The following is a 16,191-nucleotide window of genomic DNA, read 5'->3' on the forward strand; positions in this document are numbered from 1 at the left end:
GAGTTTTGCATGACAAATTCAAAACCGGTGCTTTCAGCCGCCGCGGCGATCGGCGTCATCATCAGCGTCAGCGCGGCATCCGCGGCCGATCTCGGCGCCGTGCCCTACGCCAAGGCGCCGCCGCTGGTGGCGATCGATCCCGTGATCAGCTGGGCGGGCTTTTACGCCGGCCTGAACGCGGGCGGTGTGTGGGCCCATTCCGATATCACCGACATCAACGGCTACGCCGCGGCGGCGCTCCCGGCAACGGTGACCTCCATCAACACCAATGGTTTCCTCGCCGGCGGTCAGGCCGGCTATAACTGGCAGGCCAGCAACTTTCTGTTCGGCCTCGAAGCCGACGGCGGCTACATGGATCTGGGCGGCACCACCCCGCTGACGGGTACCGCATCCGGAACCCGCGTCGGCCTGCGGAGCGGCGCCTATATCGATTTCACCGGCCGGCTCGGCATCACCTATGATCGCGCGCTGTTTTACGTCAAGGGCGGCTACGCCCTGCTGGATGACGCATCGAGCTTCAGCACCGTCACCGGTTCCTTCTCGTCGCTGACCCGGCACTCGACCGATTCCGGATACACGATCGGCGCCGGCGCCGAATACAAGTTTGCGCCGAACTGGAGCGCCAAGGTCGAGTATCTGCACTACGACTTCGGCAATGTGCTCGGCTACACCGTCTTCTCCGCGGGCGGGGCGCCGTTCCTGTTCAATCAGAACCTGCGCATCGACACCGTCAAGGCCGGGTTGAACTATTCGTTCGGCAGCCCGATCCTCGCACGCTATTGATCGCTGCTCGCGGCGGCGGAACGAATTCCGCCGCCGCGGCTTCTACAAGGTCCATGACCGACAATCCCACACCATTCGTCCAATTCAGCCTCGAGAAAGCCATCGCGCTACGCTGGACGCTTCGCGACATCAAGGCCAACCGGCTGAAACTCTCGCCGGTCAGCGCGAGCGACCTTGCCACGCTGACCGAACTCGGCCTGATCGAAATGCGCGACGATGTGCCGGTATTGACACAGGCCGGCCACGACGCCCTCGATTGACGACAGCCAATCAAACGCCAAGGTTTGAAGGCGGATATCAAACCCTTTTCTGAGACAGGTTCATCGCCGGGTCCGTGCCCGTTAACCATTACTAACAGCCTCGCGACTAGGATTCCCGAATCAACCGGGGATCAGGCCATGCCGCGCAGGATCGTGCTGTCTGTTTTTGCAACCTTGCTCACCGCAATGACCGCTGCCGCCGCCGATCTGCCGACCCAGAGCCGGCTCGGCGCGATTTTCGCCGACGAGCCGCCCGCGGTCCGCCTCGAGGCGCGGCGAACGCGCGAGACCGTCGCGCCGATCATCCCCTACAACCTCTTGCCGAACCCGCTGTGGAACCGCGGCAACTATAACTACGGCTCGTCGTGGGACTTCTACTATCCCGGCGCGTATTACGGCGGACCCTATGTTTCCTACGCCGTCCGCCTGCCCTATGTCTGCGGGCTCTACGGCTACTGCCCGTAGCTGCATCAGGCTACTGCTCGATGAGCGGGGTCGTCGACGAGACGTGATGGCTGGCTATCTTCCAGATGCCGTCCTCGCGAACGATGACCCAGGTAATCTTGACCAATAGCGGCGGCGTCCCTTCCTCGACGACAAAAGACGCCGTGGCCGCGGAATTGATCAGGTCGGGATTGACCAGCGTCGCTGCTCGATCGGTGAAGCGAACGGTGGGCGATGCCCACCTCGGCAAGCCGTTGAAATAGGCCTTGACGCCGTCCCTGCCGCGATAGAGCCGCGGGTTCGACCCGAAGAAGAATGCATGCTTCGAGTAAAACGAGGAAAGCGCATCCGCGTCGAGCCTGCGGAACGCAGTCGACCATTTCTCGATGATCGCTGACACCGTGTCGTCGGCCACGTCTCGCATCGGATCGCTCATGCCTTGCCGCCGACTTCCTTCGCAAAGGTATCGCGCAGGCCGATGGTGCGGTTGAATACGAGCCGGTCCGGCGCCGAGTCCCTGTCGCGGGCGAAATAGCCCTGGCGCTCGAACTGCATCACCTCGTTCGAATTGGCCTGCGCGACCGCGGGCTCGATGCGGGCGTCGGGCAAAACCTCCAGCGACTGCGGGTTGAGGTCGGCGGCGAAATTGGCGGCATCCGGCGAAGGCTTTGCAAACAACTGGCTGTAGATTCGGATTTCCGCCGGCACCGACTGCCTGGCCGGCAGCCAGTGCATGGTGGCCTTGACCTTGCGGCCGTCGGGCGCGTTGCCGCCGCGGGTTGTGGGATCGTAGGTGCAGCGCAGCTCGATCACCTCGCCGGCATCGTTCTTGATGACGCCGGTGCATTTGATGAAATAAGCGTAGCGCAGCCGCACCTCGGTGCCAGGCGAGAGCCGGAAAAACTTCTTCGGCGGATTCTCCATGAAGTCGTCGCGCTCGATATAGAGCTCGCGGCCGAAGGCGATGCGGCGGGTGCCGGCCGTGGGATCGTCGGGATGGTTGATCGCCTCGATCTCCTCGGTTTCGCCTTCCGGATAATTCTCGATCACGACCTTCAGCGGCCGCAGCACCGCCATGCGGCGCAGGGACGTCCGGTTCAGCTCCTCGCGAATGCAAAACTCCAGCATGCCGACATCGACCACGCTGTTGGCTTTCGCAACCCCGATCCGCTTGATGAATTCGCGGATCGCGGCCGGCGGCACGCCGCGCCGCTTCAATCCCGCAATCGTCGGCATCCGCGGATCGTCCCAGTCCGAGACATGGCCGTCGCGCACGAGCTGGGTCAGCACACGCTTCGACAGCAGCGTATAGCTCAGATTGAGGCGGGCGAATTCGTACTGATGCGGTTTTGACGGCACCGGCAGCTTGTCCAGGAACCAGTCATAGAGCGGCCGGTGGTCCTCGAATTCCAGCGTGCAGATCGAATGCGTGATGCCCTCGATCGCGTCCGACTGGCCATGGGCGTAGTCGTAGCTGGGATAGATCGACCATTTGTCGCCGGTGCGCGGATGGGTGGCGTGCAGGATGCGATAGAGCACGGGATCGCGCAGGTTGATGTTGCCCGCGGCCATGTCGATCTTCGCGCGCAACACCCGCGCGCCGTTGGGAAACTCGCCGGCCTTCATGCGACGAAACAGATCGAGGTTTTCCGCAACCGTCCGCTCGCGGAACGGGCTGTTCCTGCCCGGCTCGGTCAGGGTGCCGCGGGCGTGGCGGATGTCCGCCTGCGACTGGTCGTCGACATAGGCGAGACCTGCGCGGATCAGGTCCTCCGCCCATTGGTAGAGACGATCGAAATAGTCCGAGGCATAGAACAGGTACTTGCCCCAGTCGTAGCCGAGCCAGTGCACGTCGGCCTGGATCGAATCGATATATTCCTGCTCTTCCCGGGTCGGATTGGTGTCGTCGAAGCGCAGGTGGCAGCGTCCTCCAAATTCCTCGGCGATGCCGAAATTGAGGGCGATCGATTTGGCGTGGCCGATATGCAGATAGCCGTTCGGCTCCGGCGGGAACCGGGTCACGATCAGCCTGTGTTTGTCGAGGTCGGCCTGGACGATGTCGCGAATGAAATCGCGCCCTGCCTCCGCGGCCACCGGTTCTGCTGCTGTCATTGCTGTTTCCTGTTCGGGAATCAACGGAGGTTCTGCCAAATCCGCTCGCCCCAAGGAAGGCTTTAGTTATGCACCGTTCCTGCTATACACCAGCGCGCTTTCCGCATGCCCACCTTGTTTCCGGCCCGCTCCTGGTATGACTGACTCCTCCATCGTCACGCGCTTTGCGCCCTCCCCGACCGGCTTCCTCCATATCGGCGGCGCCCGCACCGCGCTGTTCAATTGGCTCTATGCGCGCAAGCACGGCGGCAGGATGTTGCTGCGAATCGAGGACACCGATCGCGAGCGCTCGACCGAGCCGGCCATCGCGGCCATCCTCGACGGGCTGAAATGGCTCGAGCTCGATTGGGACGGCGACGTCGTCTACCAGTTCACCCGGGCCGCGCGGCACCGCGAGGTCGCCGAGCAGCTGTTGGCCGAAGGCCATGCCTATCGCTGCTACGCCACGCCTGAAGAGCTCGCCGAGATGCGCGCCAAGGCCCGCGCCGAGGGCCGCACCCGCCTCTATGACGGGCTATGGCGCGATCGCGACCCCTCGCAAGCACGCAACGACATCAAGCCGACGATCCGGCTCAGATCGCCCTTGACCGGCGAGACCGTGATCGAGGATCAGGTGCAGGGCCGCGTGGTCTGGCAGAACGAGAACCTCGACGACCTCGTGCTGCTGCGCGGCGACGGCAACCCGACCTACATGCTGGCGGTGGTGGTCGACGACCACGACATGGGCGTCACCCACATCATCCGCGGCGACGATCACCTCATCAACGCCGCGCGCCAGAAGCAGATCTACGATGCGCTGGCGTGGGGCGTCCCCTCGATGTCGCACATCCCCCTGATCCATGGCCCCGACGGCTCGAAACTGTCAAAACGCCATGGCGCGCTGGGGATCGATGCCTACCGCGCCATGGGATACCTGCCGGCGGCGCTGCGCAATTACCTGGTCCGGCTCGGCTGGAGCCACGGCGACCAGGAAATCTTCTCCACCGAGGAGATGATTAGGGCATTCGACTTGTCCGGTATCGGCCGCTCAGCCGCCCGCTTCGACTTCGCCAAGCTGGAGAACCTGAACGGCCACTATATCCGCCACTCCGACGATCGATCCCTCGTGACCCAATTCGAGCGCGTGCTGGACTATGTGCCTGATGGCACCGAGCTGAAGGCCAAGCTCAACGATGCCACGCGCGCGCAACTGCTGGCGGCGATGCCGAGCCTGAAGGAGCGCGCCAAGACGCTGATCGAGCTGATCGACGCCTCGTATTTCATCTTCGCCGACCGGCCGCTCGAGATCGAACCCAGGGCCGAAGCCCTGCTGACGCCGGAAACGCGCGAGCTGATCGGCCGGCTGCGCGCCGCGCTGGCGGCGGTCGACCCGTGGACCGCGGAAACCACCGAAGCCGCAATGCGGGCGTTCGCCGAAGCCAACAACCTCAAGCTCGGCGCGGTGGCCCAGCCGCTCCGCGTGGCGCTGACCGGGAAAACCACCTCGCCCGGCATCTTCGAGGTGCTTTCGGTACTTGGAAAACAGGAATGCCTAGCCCGGCTCGGCGATCAAGCCCCGTCATAAGATGGTAGCGCAGGCCAGCCGTGCCCATCTTGCAGTGCAAACAGCAATAAGATACCCATCTAATAAGTGCTTCCGGAATAGCCGGCTTCCTGTCGCCATCGCTTCGGCATGGCGCCCGCGGCCGCCGCCTTCTGCAACGATCTCATCGGGGACTTCACGATGGACGCAACATCCAACACCAAAACCGCAACACTGACGGTCGGCAACAAGACTTACGATTTCCCGATCCTGAGCGGCACCGTCGGGCCCGATGTCGTCGACATCGCCAAACTCTACGCCCAGTCCGGGATGTTCACCTACGATCCCGGATTTACCTCCACCGCCAGCTGCCAGTCCAAGATCACCTATATCGACGGCGACGCCGGCATCCTGGAATACCGCGGCTATCCGATCGAGCAGCTCGCCGAACACGGCGACTTCCTCGAGACCTGCTACCTCCTGCTTTACGGTGAGCTTCCGACCCCTGCGCAGAAGAAGGACTTCGACAACCGCGTGATCCACCACACCATGGTTCACGAACAGATGGCCCGCTTCTACCAGGGTTTTCGCCGCGACGCCCATCCGATGGCGATCATGGTGGCCGCGGTCGGCGCGCTGGCGGCGTTCTATCACGACTCCACCGACATCAATGACCCGCAGCAGCGCATGATCGCCTCGATGCGCATGATCGCGAAGATCCCGACCCTGGCCGCGATGGCGTTCAAATACACCATCGGCCAGCCCTTCATGTATCCGAAGAACTCGCTCTCCTTCGCCGAGAACTTCCTGCATATGTGCTTTGCGGTGCCGTGCGAGGAATACAAGATCAATCCGGTGCTGGCGGACGCGCTCGACAAGATCTTCATCCTGCACGCCGACCACGAGCAGAACGCCTCGACCTCGACGGTGCGCATCGCCGGCTCTTCCGGCGCCAATCCGTTCGCCTGTATCGCCGCCGGCATTGCCTGCCTGTGGGGCCCGGCGCATGGCGGCGCCAACGAGGCGGCGCTGGCGATGCTGTCCGGCATCGGCACGGTCGACAAGATTCCAGACTTCATCAAGCGGGTGAAGGACAAGAACAGCGAAGTCCGCCTGATGGGCTTTGGCCACCGGGTCTACAAGAACTACGATCCACGCGCCAAGATCATGCAGAAGATGACCCACGCAGTGCTGGCGGAAACCGGCCACGGCGACGATCCGATGCTCAAGGTCGCGCTGGAACTGGAAAAGATCGCGCTCAACGATCCCTATTTCATCGACCGCAAGCTCTATCCGAACGTCGACTTCTATTCGGGCATCACGCTAAAGGCGATGGGTTTTCCGACCTCGATGTTCACCGTGCTGTTCGCGGTCGCGCGCACCGTCGGCTGGATCAGCCAGTGGAGCGAGATGATCGAGGACCCGCAGCAGAAGATCGGCCGCCCGCGTCAGCTTTACACCGGCGTCACCCGGCGCGACTACGTGGATATCGGCAAGCGGAAGTAGGAAAGATTTCCGAACTCGCAGGGTGGGCAAAGGCGCGCTTGCGCCGTGCCCACCATCTTTGCCAGAGCATCTCCAATGGTGGGCACGCTACGCTTTGCCCACCCTACGCGATTGGGTTATCCGTCTCCTGAGGCGCTCGCGCAGCGAGCCTCGAAGGATGAACGGCCACGGTGGCCGTTGTCCTTCGAGACGCCATGCTGCGCATGGCTCCTCAGGATGACGGACAACTAAACCGGCCGTCTCGCCTTTCGCATTGTCGCCAGCACGATGTCGGCGGCACGTGCGCTCGGCGATTGGTTGCCGGTGGCCATGATGCCGTCGATCCCTGCGAAAGCCGCGAGTTGTCGTTGGCGCATCGGTGAATCCGTCAGCACGTCGCGCAGCGCGGGCAAGAGCTTTTCCGCCGTGCAATCGTGCTGGATGAATTCCGGAATCACGTTCTCACCCAGGACGAGGTTGGCCAGGATGACCGAATTCACCCGGATCATCTTGAGCATGATCCAGGCCTCGGCGGCGCCCACCCGGTAGGCCGTGACCATCGGCACCGCCGATATCGCAAGCTCGAGCGTCACGGTGCCGGATTTCGCGAGCGCCGCCCGCGCGATCCGGAACGCCGCCCGCCTCTCCGGTTCGCCGAGCACGATCCTGGGCGCGACCTTCCAGGCCTTGGCGGCATCAGTGACCGCTTGCTGCAGATGCGGCATGGTCGGCAGGAGCAGTTCGAACGCCACGCCCTCGTCCGCGAGCCGCGCCAGCGTTTCGCCGAACACCGCCATATGGTGCCTGATCTCGCCGCGCCGGCTCCCCGGTAGCACCAGCAGCACCGGTGGGGCGGCCTCGCGGCGCTTCTGTTCGGCTGTGTCCGGCCGGAGCGAGCCGAGCTGCTCGGCCAGGGGATGGCCGACATAGCTGCAGGGCGGCCCGCGCAGCCGGCGGTAGGCCTCCGGCTCGAACGGCAGCAGCGCCAGCACGTGATCGACATAGGAGACCATGGCGCGTGCCCGGCCCGGCCGCCAGGCCCATACCGAGGGTGAGACGTAATCGATGATCGGGATCGAGGGATCGCGCGCCCGCACGCGCCGTGCCACCCGATGGGTGAAATCCGGACTGTCGATGATCACGAGGATGTCGGGTGCGCTCTCGGTGACGGCTTCGGCGGTTTGCCGGATCAGCCGCAGCAGCTTCGGCAGCTGCTTGACGACCGCCGCCAATCCCATGATCGACAGCTGCTCGATCGGGAAGCGCGAGATCAGCCCCTCGCGCGCCATCTGTTGCCCGCCGACGCCATCGAACCGGACGGCGTCGCCGAGACGCTGGCGCAGCACCTTCATCAGATTGGCGCCGAGCCGGTCGCCGGATTCTTCCGTCGCGATCAAAAAGATTTTTCGCGCGACGCTGGTGGCTGGTCGCGCCGCCATCACGCGGCAAGGCCGGTCACGAACAGCGCGGCCGCGTCGGCCTTTTCGATCATCGCCTGCGGCTCGACCACGAGCGTGTTGCCGGCCACGATCGCCACCCCTGCAAGCTTCGCCGCAGCCGCACCTTCGACGGTTTGCGGTCCGATCGTCGGCAGGTCGAAACGCAGATCCTGGCCGCTTTTCGGCGCCTTCACCAGGACCCCGTGGCCGGCTTCGGCGCGAATTCGTCGCTCGCCGCGCAGCCGCGCCACCCGCGCCAGCAGGCCGTCGGTGCCTTCGATATCTTCCACCGCCACCACATGACCGTCGATGACGACCGCGGCCTGCCCGATATCGAAGGGACTGAGGGCAGCCAGCACCTCGCGGCCCCTGGCGATGTCGGCCTGGGCATTGGCATCGGGCGCCGACCGGGTCAGGCATCCCTGCGGCATCAGCAGGTCCGGGGCGACGTCCCTGATGCCCACCATGCGAAAGCCGTCCTGCTCGAGGATGCGGCCGATGCTGGACAACAGATGGTCGTCGCCGCCCCGGAATGCCGCCCATACCCGCCCGAGGATACGAAGCGTGGTCCAGTCCAGCGGGATTTCCGACAACGCCGGCCGCACCAGCGTGCCGATAAAGACCAGATCCCGGCAGTTTTCGGCGCGAAACAGTTTGACGGCCCGGCCGACCTGGCCGACCGAAATCCAGTAATGGCGGTAGCGCTCGACCGCCACCGGATCGCAAGCGCCCTTCAACGCGAACAGCACCGGCGGAAGGCCGCGCGCAACCATCGAATCGGCAACCGCGAACGGCATGACGCCGCCGCCGGCGATCAACCCGACCGGAGAAGAGATTTCCAGCGCCGCTGTTGTCATGGCTCTGATGTCATCAATGCCGCTTGCCGTCGTCGGACGGCAGGCACAAGGCACGATGCTTGTTGTCGCGGATGAAGGCCAGGATTTCGGCGATCGCGGGGTCCTCGGCCGCCATCGGCTGCACCGCGTCCAGCCGTTCGGCGAAGATGCCGGGCCCGTGGAACAGTTTTTGATAAAACGTCCGCACGGTCGCGAGCCGCGCGCGGGTGAACTTGCGCCTGCGCATGCCGACGATGTTGAGCCCTTCCAGAGTGGCGTATTGGCCGTTGACTAGGCCGAACGGGATCACGTCGCTGCGGACGCCGCAGACGCCGCCGACCATCACCTGCGGCCCGATCCGCGTGAACTGGTGCACCGCCGACAGGCCGCCGATGAAGACAAAATCGCCGATCTCGCAATGGCCGCCGAGGGTGGCCGAGGTCGCGAAGATGACGTCGTTGCCGACCCGGCAGTCGTGACCGACATGGCTGCAATTCATGAAATAACCGCGCTCGCCGACGCGGGTGACGCCGCCGCCGCCGACGGTGCCGGCGTTCATCGTGACCTGCTCGCGGATGGTGCAGCCCTGGCCGATCTCAAGCCGGGTCAGCTCGCCGCGCCAGCTCAGCGATTGTGGCGGGGTGCCGAGCGAGACGAAGGGATAGATCGTGCAGTTGTCGCCGATCGTGGTCTGCGCCGTGATGTGGACATGCGCCAGCAGCTTGCAATCGACGCCGATCGTGACGTTCGGACCGATGACGCAATAGGGGCCGATGGTGGTGCCCTCGCCGATGACGGCGCCGTCTTCAATCCGCGCGGTGGGATCGATGGTATTCCTGGTCAGGTTATGCGCCAAAATCGCCGTGCAAAAGTCGCCGTGGATGTGCCTGAGTTTGCTGGTGGTTAGCGCGACATGCCGGGACTGTCCAGTGACGTCCGGTTACGCCGTGTTTCACTTCCGAGCCCCGATCCGGCCGTGTCGCAGCCTCCATTCAGGAGTGCCGGCGTGCTCGCTCCCTCAATCCGTCAGCATCGCGCCGATGTCGGCTTCGGCCACCGTCGTGCCGTTGACCCTGGCGTCGCCGTGAAACCACCACATGGTCTTGCGGCGACCGATCGAGCGCATGTGATATTCGATGGTGTCGCCGGGCATCACCGGCTTGCGGAATTTGCATTTGTCGATGGTGAGAAAATACACCGCGCGCGGCCGCTCGGTGCCCTCGACCGATTTGATGCCGATCACGCCCGCGGTCTGCGCCATCGCCTCGATCATCATCACGCCGGGATAGACCGGCCGATCCGGGAAATGCCCCTGGAACGGCGGCTCGTTGAAGGTGACGTTCTTGACCCCGACGCCGCTGTAATCGGTGCGGATATTGATCACGCGGTCGATCAGCAGCATCGGATAGCGATGCGGCAGCGTCATGAGGATCTCGTTGATGTCCACGAGCGCAAATCTGACCGCGGCGTCCTCCATCACTCCCCCTCGCCCTTCGGATCGGCCGCGCTGTCGCGCACCAGACGCTCCACCGCCAGGATTTCCCGGAACCACTGCCTGGTCGGCTTGGCAAAGTGGCCGCCCCAGCGCCCGCCCGCCGGAATGTCGTCCTTGACCGCGCTCATCGCCGTGACCTGGGCGCCGTCGCCGATGTGAAGATGGTTGTTGATGCCGACCTTGGCCCCCAGCGCCACATTGTCCCCGATCGTCAGGCTGCCGGCGAGCCCGATCTGGGCCGCCAGCAGGCAGTGCCTGCCGATGGTCACATTGTGACCGATCTGGACCTGATTGTCGATTTTGGTGCCCTCGCCGATCACGGTGTCGCGCAGGCTGCCGCGATCGATGGTGGTGCCGGCCCCGATTTCCACGTCGTTCTGGATCAGGACCCGGCCGGTCTGCGGCACCTTCAGATGGCCGTCCGGCCCGAAGAAGACAAAGCCGTAGCCGTCCTGCCCGATGCTGCAGCCGGGGTGGATCAGGACATTGTTGCCGATCAGCGCGAACTGGATGGCGGTGCGCGCGCCGACATTGCAATCCCGCCCGATCCGGACATTGGCGCCGATCACGGCGCCGGCCCCGACAATGGTGCCGCTGCCGATTTCGACGTTGGGGCCGATCACGGCCAGCGGATCGACGATCACGCCGTCTTCCAGATGCGCGCTTTCGTCGATGACGGCGGAGGGCGCAATCCCGGCATTGCCGAACCAGGATTGCGGACGCAGCGCGTCACGGTGAAATTCGCGCGCCACCTTGACGAAGTCGCGGAACGGCTGGGCGGCGCGCAATACCGCGACGTGGGCGGGCACCTCGGCCTCGAAACGCGCGTGCACCAGGCACGCGCCGGCCCTGGTGGAAGCGAGTTGGCCCTTGTATTTGAGATTGTCGAAAAACGTCAGATGCATCGGGCCGGCTTCGTCGAGCGAAGCCAGCCCCCGTACCTGTTGGCCGCCCCGGGACGAATCGACCAAGCGCGCCTTGGTCAACGCGGCGATTTCAGCCAGCGTCGACGCAGGTGGTTGCTCGAAAAATGTCGGCTGCGCCATTCCCCTCGTCGCGGTCCGGCCGGTGATCGAACTCAGAACGATGTCCCGCCGCCAAACTTGAATTGCTGCACAATGTCGTACTTGCCCTTGGTCAACGGGATCGCATAATCGAAGCGCAGCGGTCCGAACGGCGACGCCCAGATCAGGCCTACGCCGACGGAGCTGCGAACCGTATTGCCGCTGTCATACTGCAATCCCAGACAGGTTCCGGACGCGGGCGCCTTGGTTGGACTGTTGGTCGGAGGAATACAGCCGGGCACGTTGACCTCGCCGGTGGCCGCCCAGTTGGTCGGCCCCTGGTAGTCGTACAGGCCGCCGGCGTCGGCATAGAGCGCGCCCTTCAAGCCCACTTCCTTCGGCAGGAACCAGAACGGCATCTGCAGCTCGTAGGAGGCGCCCCAATATTTGGTGCCGCCGATCGCGTCCATCGTGCCGAAGGGGTTGATGTCGCGCGGACCGATGCCGTTGGGGGCGAAGCCGCGGACCAGGTTCGGGCCCATCTGGAACTGATCGAGCATCCGCAGCTCGTTGCTACCGACATGGTTGAGAATGCCGGCCTGGATGTGGGCCAGTCCGACGATATCGGCGACCAGCGGCGAGTAGTATTTGCCGTCGATCGCGCTCTTCAGATAGGCCACGTCGCCCCCGACGCCGGCGAAGTCCTGCTTCCAGTCGATCAAGAGACCGTCGGTCGGGTTCTTGTTGTTATCAAGCGTATTGTAATCCAGCGAGTAGCCGACCGAGGACGTCAGCGCGGCGCCACCCGCCAGTTCCTTGCGGATCGGCAACGAGGCCTCGCCGTCGCTGTAGCACCACAGGCCCATGCCTGATGCATCGGTTGCCCCCGTTGTATCGCCGCCCCCAGCAACGAAAGCCGGCGACGGGTTGAAGGCCAGCAACGGATTGTTCGTGGTGTTGTTACAATTGTCGAGATAATACGGCAGCGAAACCGTCTGCTGATAGAGCGAATACCGAACCTGCAGCGAAAGGTCTTCACGCAACTGGAATCCGAGCCGCGGACTGAAGCCGATGGTCTTGGTGCCGTATGCAATATAGCTGTTCGGCAGCTGCTCGCGGTAGAAGACGTCGATGCCCATCGCGACGCGGTAGTCGAGCAGATAGGGATCGACATACGACAGCGAGAGGCCGCGGGCGTACTGGCCGTAGGTCACCGAAGCCTTGGCGAACAGGCCTCGCCCGAGGAAGTTGCGCTCGGAAACGCTGACCTCGGCGAGCGCGCCGTCGGTGGTCGAGTAGCCGCCCGACACCGAGAAGTCGCCGGTGGATTTCTCTTCGAGATCGACCAACAGAATCACGCGATCGCTGGAGGACCCGGGCTCGGCGGTGATCTTCACGCTCTTGAAGTAATCGAGGTTCTTCAGGCGGCGCTCGGCGCGGTCGACCAGCGCGCGGTTGTAGGCGTCGCCCTCCGAGATATCGAATTCGCGGCGTAGCACGTAGTCGCGGGTGCGGGTGTTGCCGCGAATATTGATTCGCTCGATGTAGGTCCGCGGTCCCTCGTCGATCGCATAGGTGATGGAGACGGTATGGGCGTCGAAATTGCGGTCGCCGCGCGGGCGCACGATCGCAAAGGCATAGCCGCGCCGCGAGGCCTCGATCTGCATTTCCTCGACGGATTTCTCCAGCGCCTCGGCATTGTAGAGCGAGCCGACATAGACGCGCGAGAAACTCTTCAGCGAATTTCCGTCAAGCGTTGCGATGCTGGACTCGAAATTGACCGCCGCCACCCGATATTGCTGGCCCTCTTCGATCTTGAAGCTGACCAGAAAACCCTTGCGCTCCGGATCGTACTCGGTCAGCGCCGCCACCACCTGCACGTCGGCATAGCCATTTTTCAGATAGAAGCGGCGAATCAGGTCGCGATCCGCCTCGACCCGGTCCGGATCGTAGACGTCGCCACCGCCCAAGAAGCTCAGCAGGTTGGATTCGTGCGTCTTGATGATGTCCTTGAGACGGTAGGACGAATAAGCCCTGTTGCCGATGAATTCGACTTCCTTGACGCCGGTCTTCTGGCCCTCGACGATCGTGAAGATCAGATCGACGCGGTTGTTCGGCTGCTCGATGATTTCGGGTGTGACGCGAATATCGTAGCGGCCGGAGTGGCGATAGATATCGGCGATGCGCTGGGCGTCGGATTGCACCATCGGGCGCGACAGCGTGCCGCGCGGCTTGGACTGGACTTCGGCCGAAAGCTGCTCGTCCTTGATCTTCTTGTTGCCCTCGAAGGCGACTTTGCCGATCACCGGGTTTTCGATCACGCTCACCACCAGATGGCCGCCGACCGTGTTGATCCTGACGTCCTGGAACAGGCCGGTCTCGATCAGCGCCTTCAGACCGTCGTCCATCGCGGCCTGATCCAGCTTTCCCCCGGGGCCCGGCTTGAAGTAGGAGCGGATGGTCTCGATCTCGACGCGACGGTTACCCTGGACCTCGATCGTATTGACGTTCTGGGCAGCGGCCGGCGAGGACACGAGCAAACCTGCCAGCGTGGCGGCGGCCGGCATGGCGAACATAATCAGGGCGGCCAACAAGCCCCCCCGGACTCGCATTCCAACATTCATGCGCAACGCGCCCTTGTCATTCCAGTGCTGGCCCGCACCCCTACGCGCCCGCAGATTCCCATTCGTTGCCCTGCTTGTAGCCAACTTTGCCGGGGCGGCAAACGTCCTATCGCAGGGCAATTCCATTTTCATTCCAAGACGTTGCCTATTGGTCACGTCACAAAAAAGCCGTTTCACGATGCAGCCAGATGCAGGATGTCGTTATAGGTGGCAAACACCATCAACATCAGCACCAAACCGAGCCCGATCCTAAATCCCATCTCCTGGGCGCGGTCCGACAGCGGGCGTCCGCGCGCAGCCTCGACCGAATAGAACAAAAGATGACCGCCATCGAGCAGCGGCACCGGAAACAGGTTCAACAGCCCGATCGACACCGAAAGCGCCGCGCAAAGCTGCAGCACGAACTGGAAGCCGAGGCTGGCTGCCTGGCCCGAAAGCTGGGCTATCCGCAGAGGTCCGCCGACATCGCCTGAGCTGCCGGCGCCCACGAACAACGACCCCACGAACTTGAACGTGCCTGAAATGATGAACCAGACCTGGTCGACACCTATTTTCAGCGATTCCAGGTAGCCGACCGGCGCACTCTTGGGATCGCTGGGCTGGGCGTTGTATTGGATGCCGAGCACGCCGATCCTGTGGTTATTGCCAAACAGATCTTTCACTTCCTTCAGCGCAGGCGTTGCTTTCAGAGTGACCAAAGCGCCGTCGCGCTTCACACGAAAAACCAGCTCGGAACCTGCGTTGGTCGAAACGATGCGCTGCATGTCGGCGAAGCTCTCGATGGAAGAGCCGTCGATCGAAACCACCACATCGCCTTCCTTGAATCCGGCGGAGGCGGCAACGCTGTCCGGCTGAACGACATCGACGCGCGGGATCGAACTCGGCTTGCCGTAGTACAGCGACATGCCGGCGAAGATCACGATCGCCAGCAGGAAATTGGCGATCGGACCGGCGGCCACGATCGCTGCGCGCGGCCCGACTTTCTTGTGATGGAAAGAACCCTCACGTTCTTCTTCGCTCATGCGGGCGAGCGCTTCGGTCGACGGCGTAGAGGCCTCGGTATCGTCGCCGAAAAACTTGACATAGCCGCCGAGCGGGACCGCGGAAACCTTCCAGCGCGTGCCGTGGCGGTCGTTGAAACCGAACAGTTCCGGTCCAAAGCCGAGCGAGAACGTTAACACTTTCACGCCGGCCCAGCGGGCCACCAGGAAATGGCCGAGCTCGTGGAAGAAAACCACGATCGTCAACACGAACAAAAAGGGAATGATGTAGCCGATCAGACCATGGCTCAAGGTATTGAAACCATGCAGAAAAAACTCGGACATCCAACTTCCCCTTCAGCAGAGCCGGAAGCCCTGTCCCCAACCTACTAGGATGCCTTTAAGGCAATTTGAGGCAAGAGGGTGGCAGCTTTATTTCGCGCATTATGGTCAACGGCGATGGCATCGTCCGCCGAGGTCAATGGCGCCAGATTGCCGGAGCGAATCCAGACATTCATGGTCGCCTCGACCAGCCGGGCGATCGCGCCAAACCGAATCTTGCCGGCAATGAACGCCGCCACCGCCACCTCGTTGGCCGCGTTGAAAACCGTGGTCGCGCCGCCACCGGCGCGCAGCGCGTCGTAAGCCAATTGAAGTCCGGGAAAACGAGCGAAATCCGGCGCCTCGAAGGTGAGCTGTCCGATCTTGGCGAGATCGAGCTTGGCGGCCGGGCCGACAATGCGATCGGGCCATCCGAGGCAATGCGCGATCGGGGTACGCATGTCGGGCGCCCCCAATTGCGCGACCACCGAACGATCTGAAAATTCGACCATGCCATGGACGATCGACTGCGGGTGCACCAGAACGTCGATCTCGTCGGGCGTCAGCGCGAACAGATACGAGGCTTCGATCACTTCGAGGCCCTTGTTCATCATCGACGCCGAATCGATGGTGATCTTCTGCCCCATGCTCCAGTTCGGATGTTTCAGGGCCTGCGCCAGCGTCGCCTGTTCGATATCGGCGCTGGCCCATGTCCGGAACGGTCCGCCCGATGCGGTGATGATCACGCGGACGAGTTCTTCCCGGTTGCCGGAGCCCAGCGCCTGAAACAGCGCATTATGTTCCGAATCGGCCGGCAGGATGCAGGCTCCGGCCTTGGCCGCGCGCTGCATGAAAAAATCACCCGCGCAAACCAGACATTCCTTGT

The 16,191-nt window shown here is 63.4% G+C and carries 15 protein-coding genes; 5 read left to right on the forward strand and 10 right to left on the reverse strand.

The window, feature by feature from the left end; all coding sequences use genetic code 11:
• Nucleotides 1–9 precede the first annotated feature (9 nt).
• From VK804_RS19255 to VK804_RS19265, 3 genes are all read left to right on the forward strand, one after another.
• Nucleotides 10–783, forward strand: a complete 774-nt coding sequence (locus VK804_RS19255) for an outer membrane protein (protein ID WP_325373146.1) — start codon at nucleotides 10–12, stop codon at nucleotides 781–783.
• Nucleotides 784–836: 53 nt separating this feature from the next.
• The gene (locus VK804_RS19260; RefSeq protein ID WP_325373148.1) at nucleotides 837–1,043 is read left to right on the forward strand and encodes a hypothetical protein; all 207 of its coding nucleotides are present in this window, start codon (nucleotides 837–839) and stop codon (nucleotides 1,041–1,043) included.
• Nucleotides 1,044–1,181: 138 nt separating this feature from the next.
• Nucleotides 1,182–1,508, forward strand: coding sequence for a hypothetical protein (locus VK804_RS19265; RefSeq protein WP_325373150.1), 327 nt, complete (start codon nucleotides 1,182–1,184; stop codon nucleotides 1,506–1,508).
• A gap of 10 nt (nucleotides 1,509–1,518) precedes the next feature.
• On the opposite strand, the gene VK804_RS19270 is transcribed toward VK804_RS19265, so the two are convergent.
• Both VK804_RS19270 and VK804_RS19275 read right to left on the reverse strand, forming a co-directional pair.
• On the reverse strand, nucleotides 1,519–1,911 hold the full coding sequence (locus tag VK804_RS19270) for a YybH family protein (protein WP_325373176.1): 393 nt from the start codon (nucleotides 1,909–1,911) through the stop codon (nucleotides 1,519–1,521).
• Nucleotides 1,912–1,919: 8 nt separating this feature from the next.
• On the reverse strand, nucleotides 1,920–3,599 hold the full coding sequence (locus tag VK804_RS19275) for a glutamine--tRNA ligase/YqeY domain fusion protein (protein WP_325373152.1): 1,680 nt from the start codon (nucleotides 3,597–3,599) through the stop codon (nucleotides 1,920–1,922).
• A gap of 136 nt (nucleotides 3,600–3,735) precedes the next feature.
• Here VK804_RS19275 and gltX point away from each other — a divergent pair, with 136 nt between their 5' ends.
• Nucleotides 3,736–5,163 (forward strand): glutamate--tRNA ligase, encoded by a 1,428-nt coding sequence (gltX, locus tag VK804_RS19280; protein ID WP_325373154.1) that lies wholly within the window; start codon nucleotides 3,736–3,738, stop codon nucleotides 5,161–5,163.
• Nucleotides 5,164–5,322: 159 nt separating this feature from the next.
• Nucleotides 5,323–6,627 (forward strand): citrate synthase, encoded by a 1,305-nt coding sequence (gene gltA / locus VK804_RS19285; RefSeq protein ID WP_325373156.1) that lies wholly within the window; start codon nucleotides 5,323–5,325, stop codon nucleotides 6,625–6,627.
• 227 nt (nucleotides 6,628–6,854) lie between these two features.
• On the opposite strand, the gene lpxB is transcribed toward gltA, so the two are convergent.
• From lpxB to dxr, 8 genes are all read right to left on the reverse strand, one after another.
• Nucleotides 6,855–8,045 carry a lipid-A-disaccharide synthase gene (lpxB, locus tag VK804_RS19290; protein ID WP_325373158.1) on the reverse strand — a complete coding sequence of 397 codons (1,191 nt, stop codon included), beginning with the start codon at nucleotides 8,043–8,045 and terminating at the stop codon, nucleotides 6,855–6,857.
• On the reverse strand, nucleotides 8,045–8,902 hold the full coding sequence (locus VK804_RS19295; protein WP_325373160.1) for an LpxI family protein: 858 nt from the start codon (nucleotides 8,900–8,902) through the stop codon (nucleotides 8,045–8,047). The genes lpxB and VK804_RS19295 overlap by 1 nt, the downstream gene beginning before the upstream one ends.
• A 13-nt stretch (nucleotides 8,903–8,915) precedes the next feature.
• Entirely contained in the window at nucleotides 8,916–9,737 is an 822-nt protein-coding gene (gene lpxA, locus VK804_RS19300; RefSeq protein WP_325373162.1) for an acyl-ACP--UDP-N-acetylglucosamine O-acyltransferase, read from the reverse strand.
• Nucleotides 9,738–9,899: 162 nt separating this feature from the next.
• The gene (gene fabZ, locus VK804_RS19305; RefSeq protein WP_325373164.1) at nucleotides 9,900–10,358 is read right to left on the reverse strand and encodes a 3-hydroxyacyl-ACP dehydratase FabZ; all 459 of its coding nucleotides are present in this window, start codon (nucleotides 10,356–10,358) and stop codon (nucleotides 9,900–9,902) included.
• A complete protein-coding gene (gene lpxD / locus VK804_RS19310) occupies nucleotides 10,358–11,422 on the reverse strand; it encodes a UDP-3-O-(3-hydroxymyristoyl)glucosamine N-acyltransferase (RefSeq protein ID WP_325373166.1) in 1,065 nt (354 codons plus the stop codon). The genes fabZ and lpxD overlap by 1 nt, the downstream gene beginning before the upstream one ends.
• Nucleotides 11,423–11,454: 32 nt before the next feature.
• Complete coding sequence (gene bamA / locus VK804_RS19315) at nucleotides 11,455–14,004, reverse strand: outer membrane protein assembly factor BamA (RefSeq protein ID WP_325373168.1); 2,550 nt, start codon at nucleotides 14,002–14,004, stop codon at nucleotides 11,455–11,457.
• A 173-nt stretch (nucleotides 14,005–14,177) separates the two neighbouring features.
• Nucleotides 14,178–15,329: an RIP metalloprotease RseP gene (rseP, locus tag VK804_RS19320; RefSeq protein ID WP_325373170.1), complete on the reverse strand. Its 1,152-nt coding sequence runs from the start codon at nucleotides 15,327–15,329 to the stop codon at nucleotides 14,178–14,180.
• 44 nt (nucleotides 15,330–15,373) lie between these two features.
• Nucleotides 15,374–16,191: 1-deoxy-D-xylulose-5-phosphate reductoisomerase (gene dxr / locus VK804_RS19325; protein ID WP_325373172.1), on the reverse strand; the 818-nt coding region annotated here is incomplete at its 5' end.

The organism is Bradyrhizobium sp. (assembly GCF_035484855.1).
Taxonomy (GTDB): domain Bacteria; phylum Pseudomonadota; class Alphaproteobacteria; order Rhizobiales; family Xanthobacteraceae; genus Bradyrhizobium.

What these genes read in the sequence shown, in the direction of transcription:
- VK804_RS19270 (WP_325373176.1), bottom strand. Translation starts at nt 1,911, where the DNA reads ATGCGAGACGTGGCCGACGACACGGTGTCAGCGATCATCGAGAAATGG.
- lpxB (WP_325373158.1), bottom strand. Translation starts at nt 8,045, where the DNA reads ATGGCGGCGCGACCAGCCACCAGCGTCGCGCGAAAAATCTTTTTGATC.
- lpxD (WP_325373166.1), bottom strand. Translation starts at nt 11,422, where the DNA reads ATGGCGCAGCCGACATTTTTCGAGCAACCACCTGCGTCGACGCTGGCT.
- rseP (WP_325373170.1), bottom strand. Translation starts at nt 15,329, where the DNA reads ATGTCCGAGTTTTTTCTGCATGGTTTCAATACCTTGAGCCATGGTCTG.
- bamA (WP_325373168.1), bottom strand. Translation starts at nt 14,004, where the DNA reads ATGAATGTTGGAATGCGAGTCCGGGGGGGCTTGTTGGCCGCCCTGATT.
- VK804_RS19295 (WP_325373160.1), bottom strand. Translation starts at nt 8,902, where the DNA reads ATGACAACAGCGGCGCTGGAAATCTCTTCTCCGGTCGGGTTGATCGCC.
- fabZ (WP_325373164.1), bottom strand. Translation starts at nt 10,358, where the DNA reads ATGGAGGACGCCGCGGTCAGATTTGCGCTCGTGGACATCAACGAGATC.
- VK804_RS19255 (WP_325373146.1), top strand. Translation starts at nt 10, where the DNA reads ATGACAAATTCAAAACCGGTGCTTTCAGCCGCCGCGGCGATCGGCGTC.
- VK804_RS19275 (WP_325373152.1), bottom strand. Translation starts at nt 3,599, where the DNA reads ATGACAGCAGCAGAACCGGTGGCCGCGGAGGCAGGGCGCGATTTCATT.
- VK804_RS19260 (WP_325373148.1), top strand. Translation starts at nt 837, where the DNA reads ATGACCGACAATCCCACACCATTCGTCCAATTCAGCCTCGAGAAAGCC.
- VK804_RS19265 (WP_325373150.1), top strand. Translation starts at nt 1,182, where the DNA reads ATGCCGCGCAGGATCGTGCTGTCTGTTTTTGCAACCTTGCTCACCGCA.
- gltA (WP_325373156.1), top strand. Translation starts at nt 5,323, where the DNA reads ATGGACGCAACATCCAACACCAAAACCGCAACACTGACGGTCGGCAAC.
- gltX (WP_325373154.1), top strand. Translation starts at nt 3,736, where the DNA reads ATGACTGACTCCTCCATCGTCACGCGCTTTGCGCCCTCCCCGACCGGC.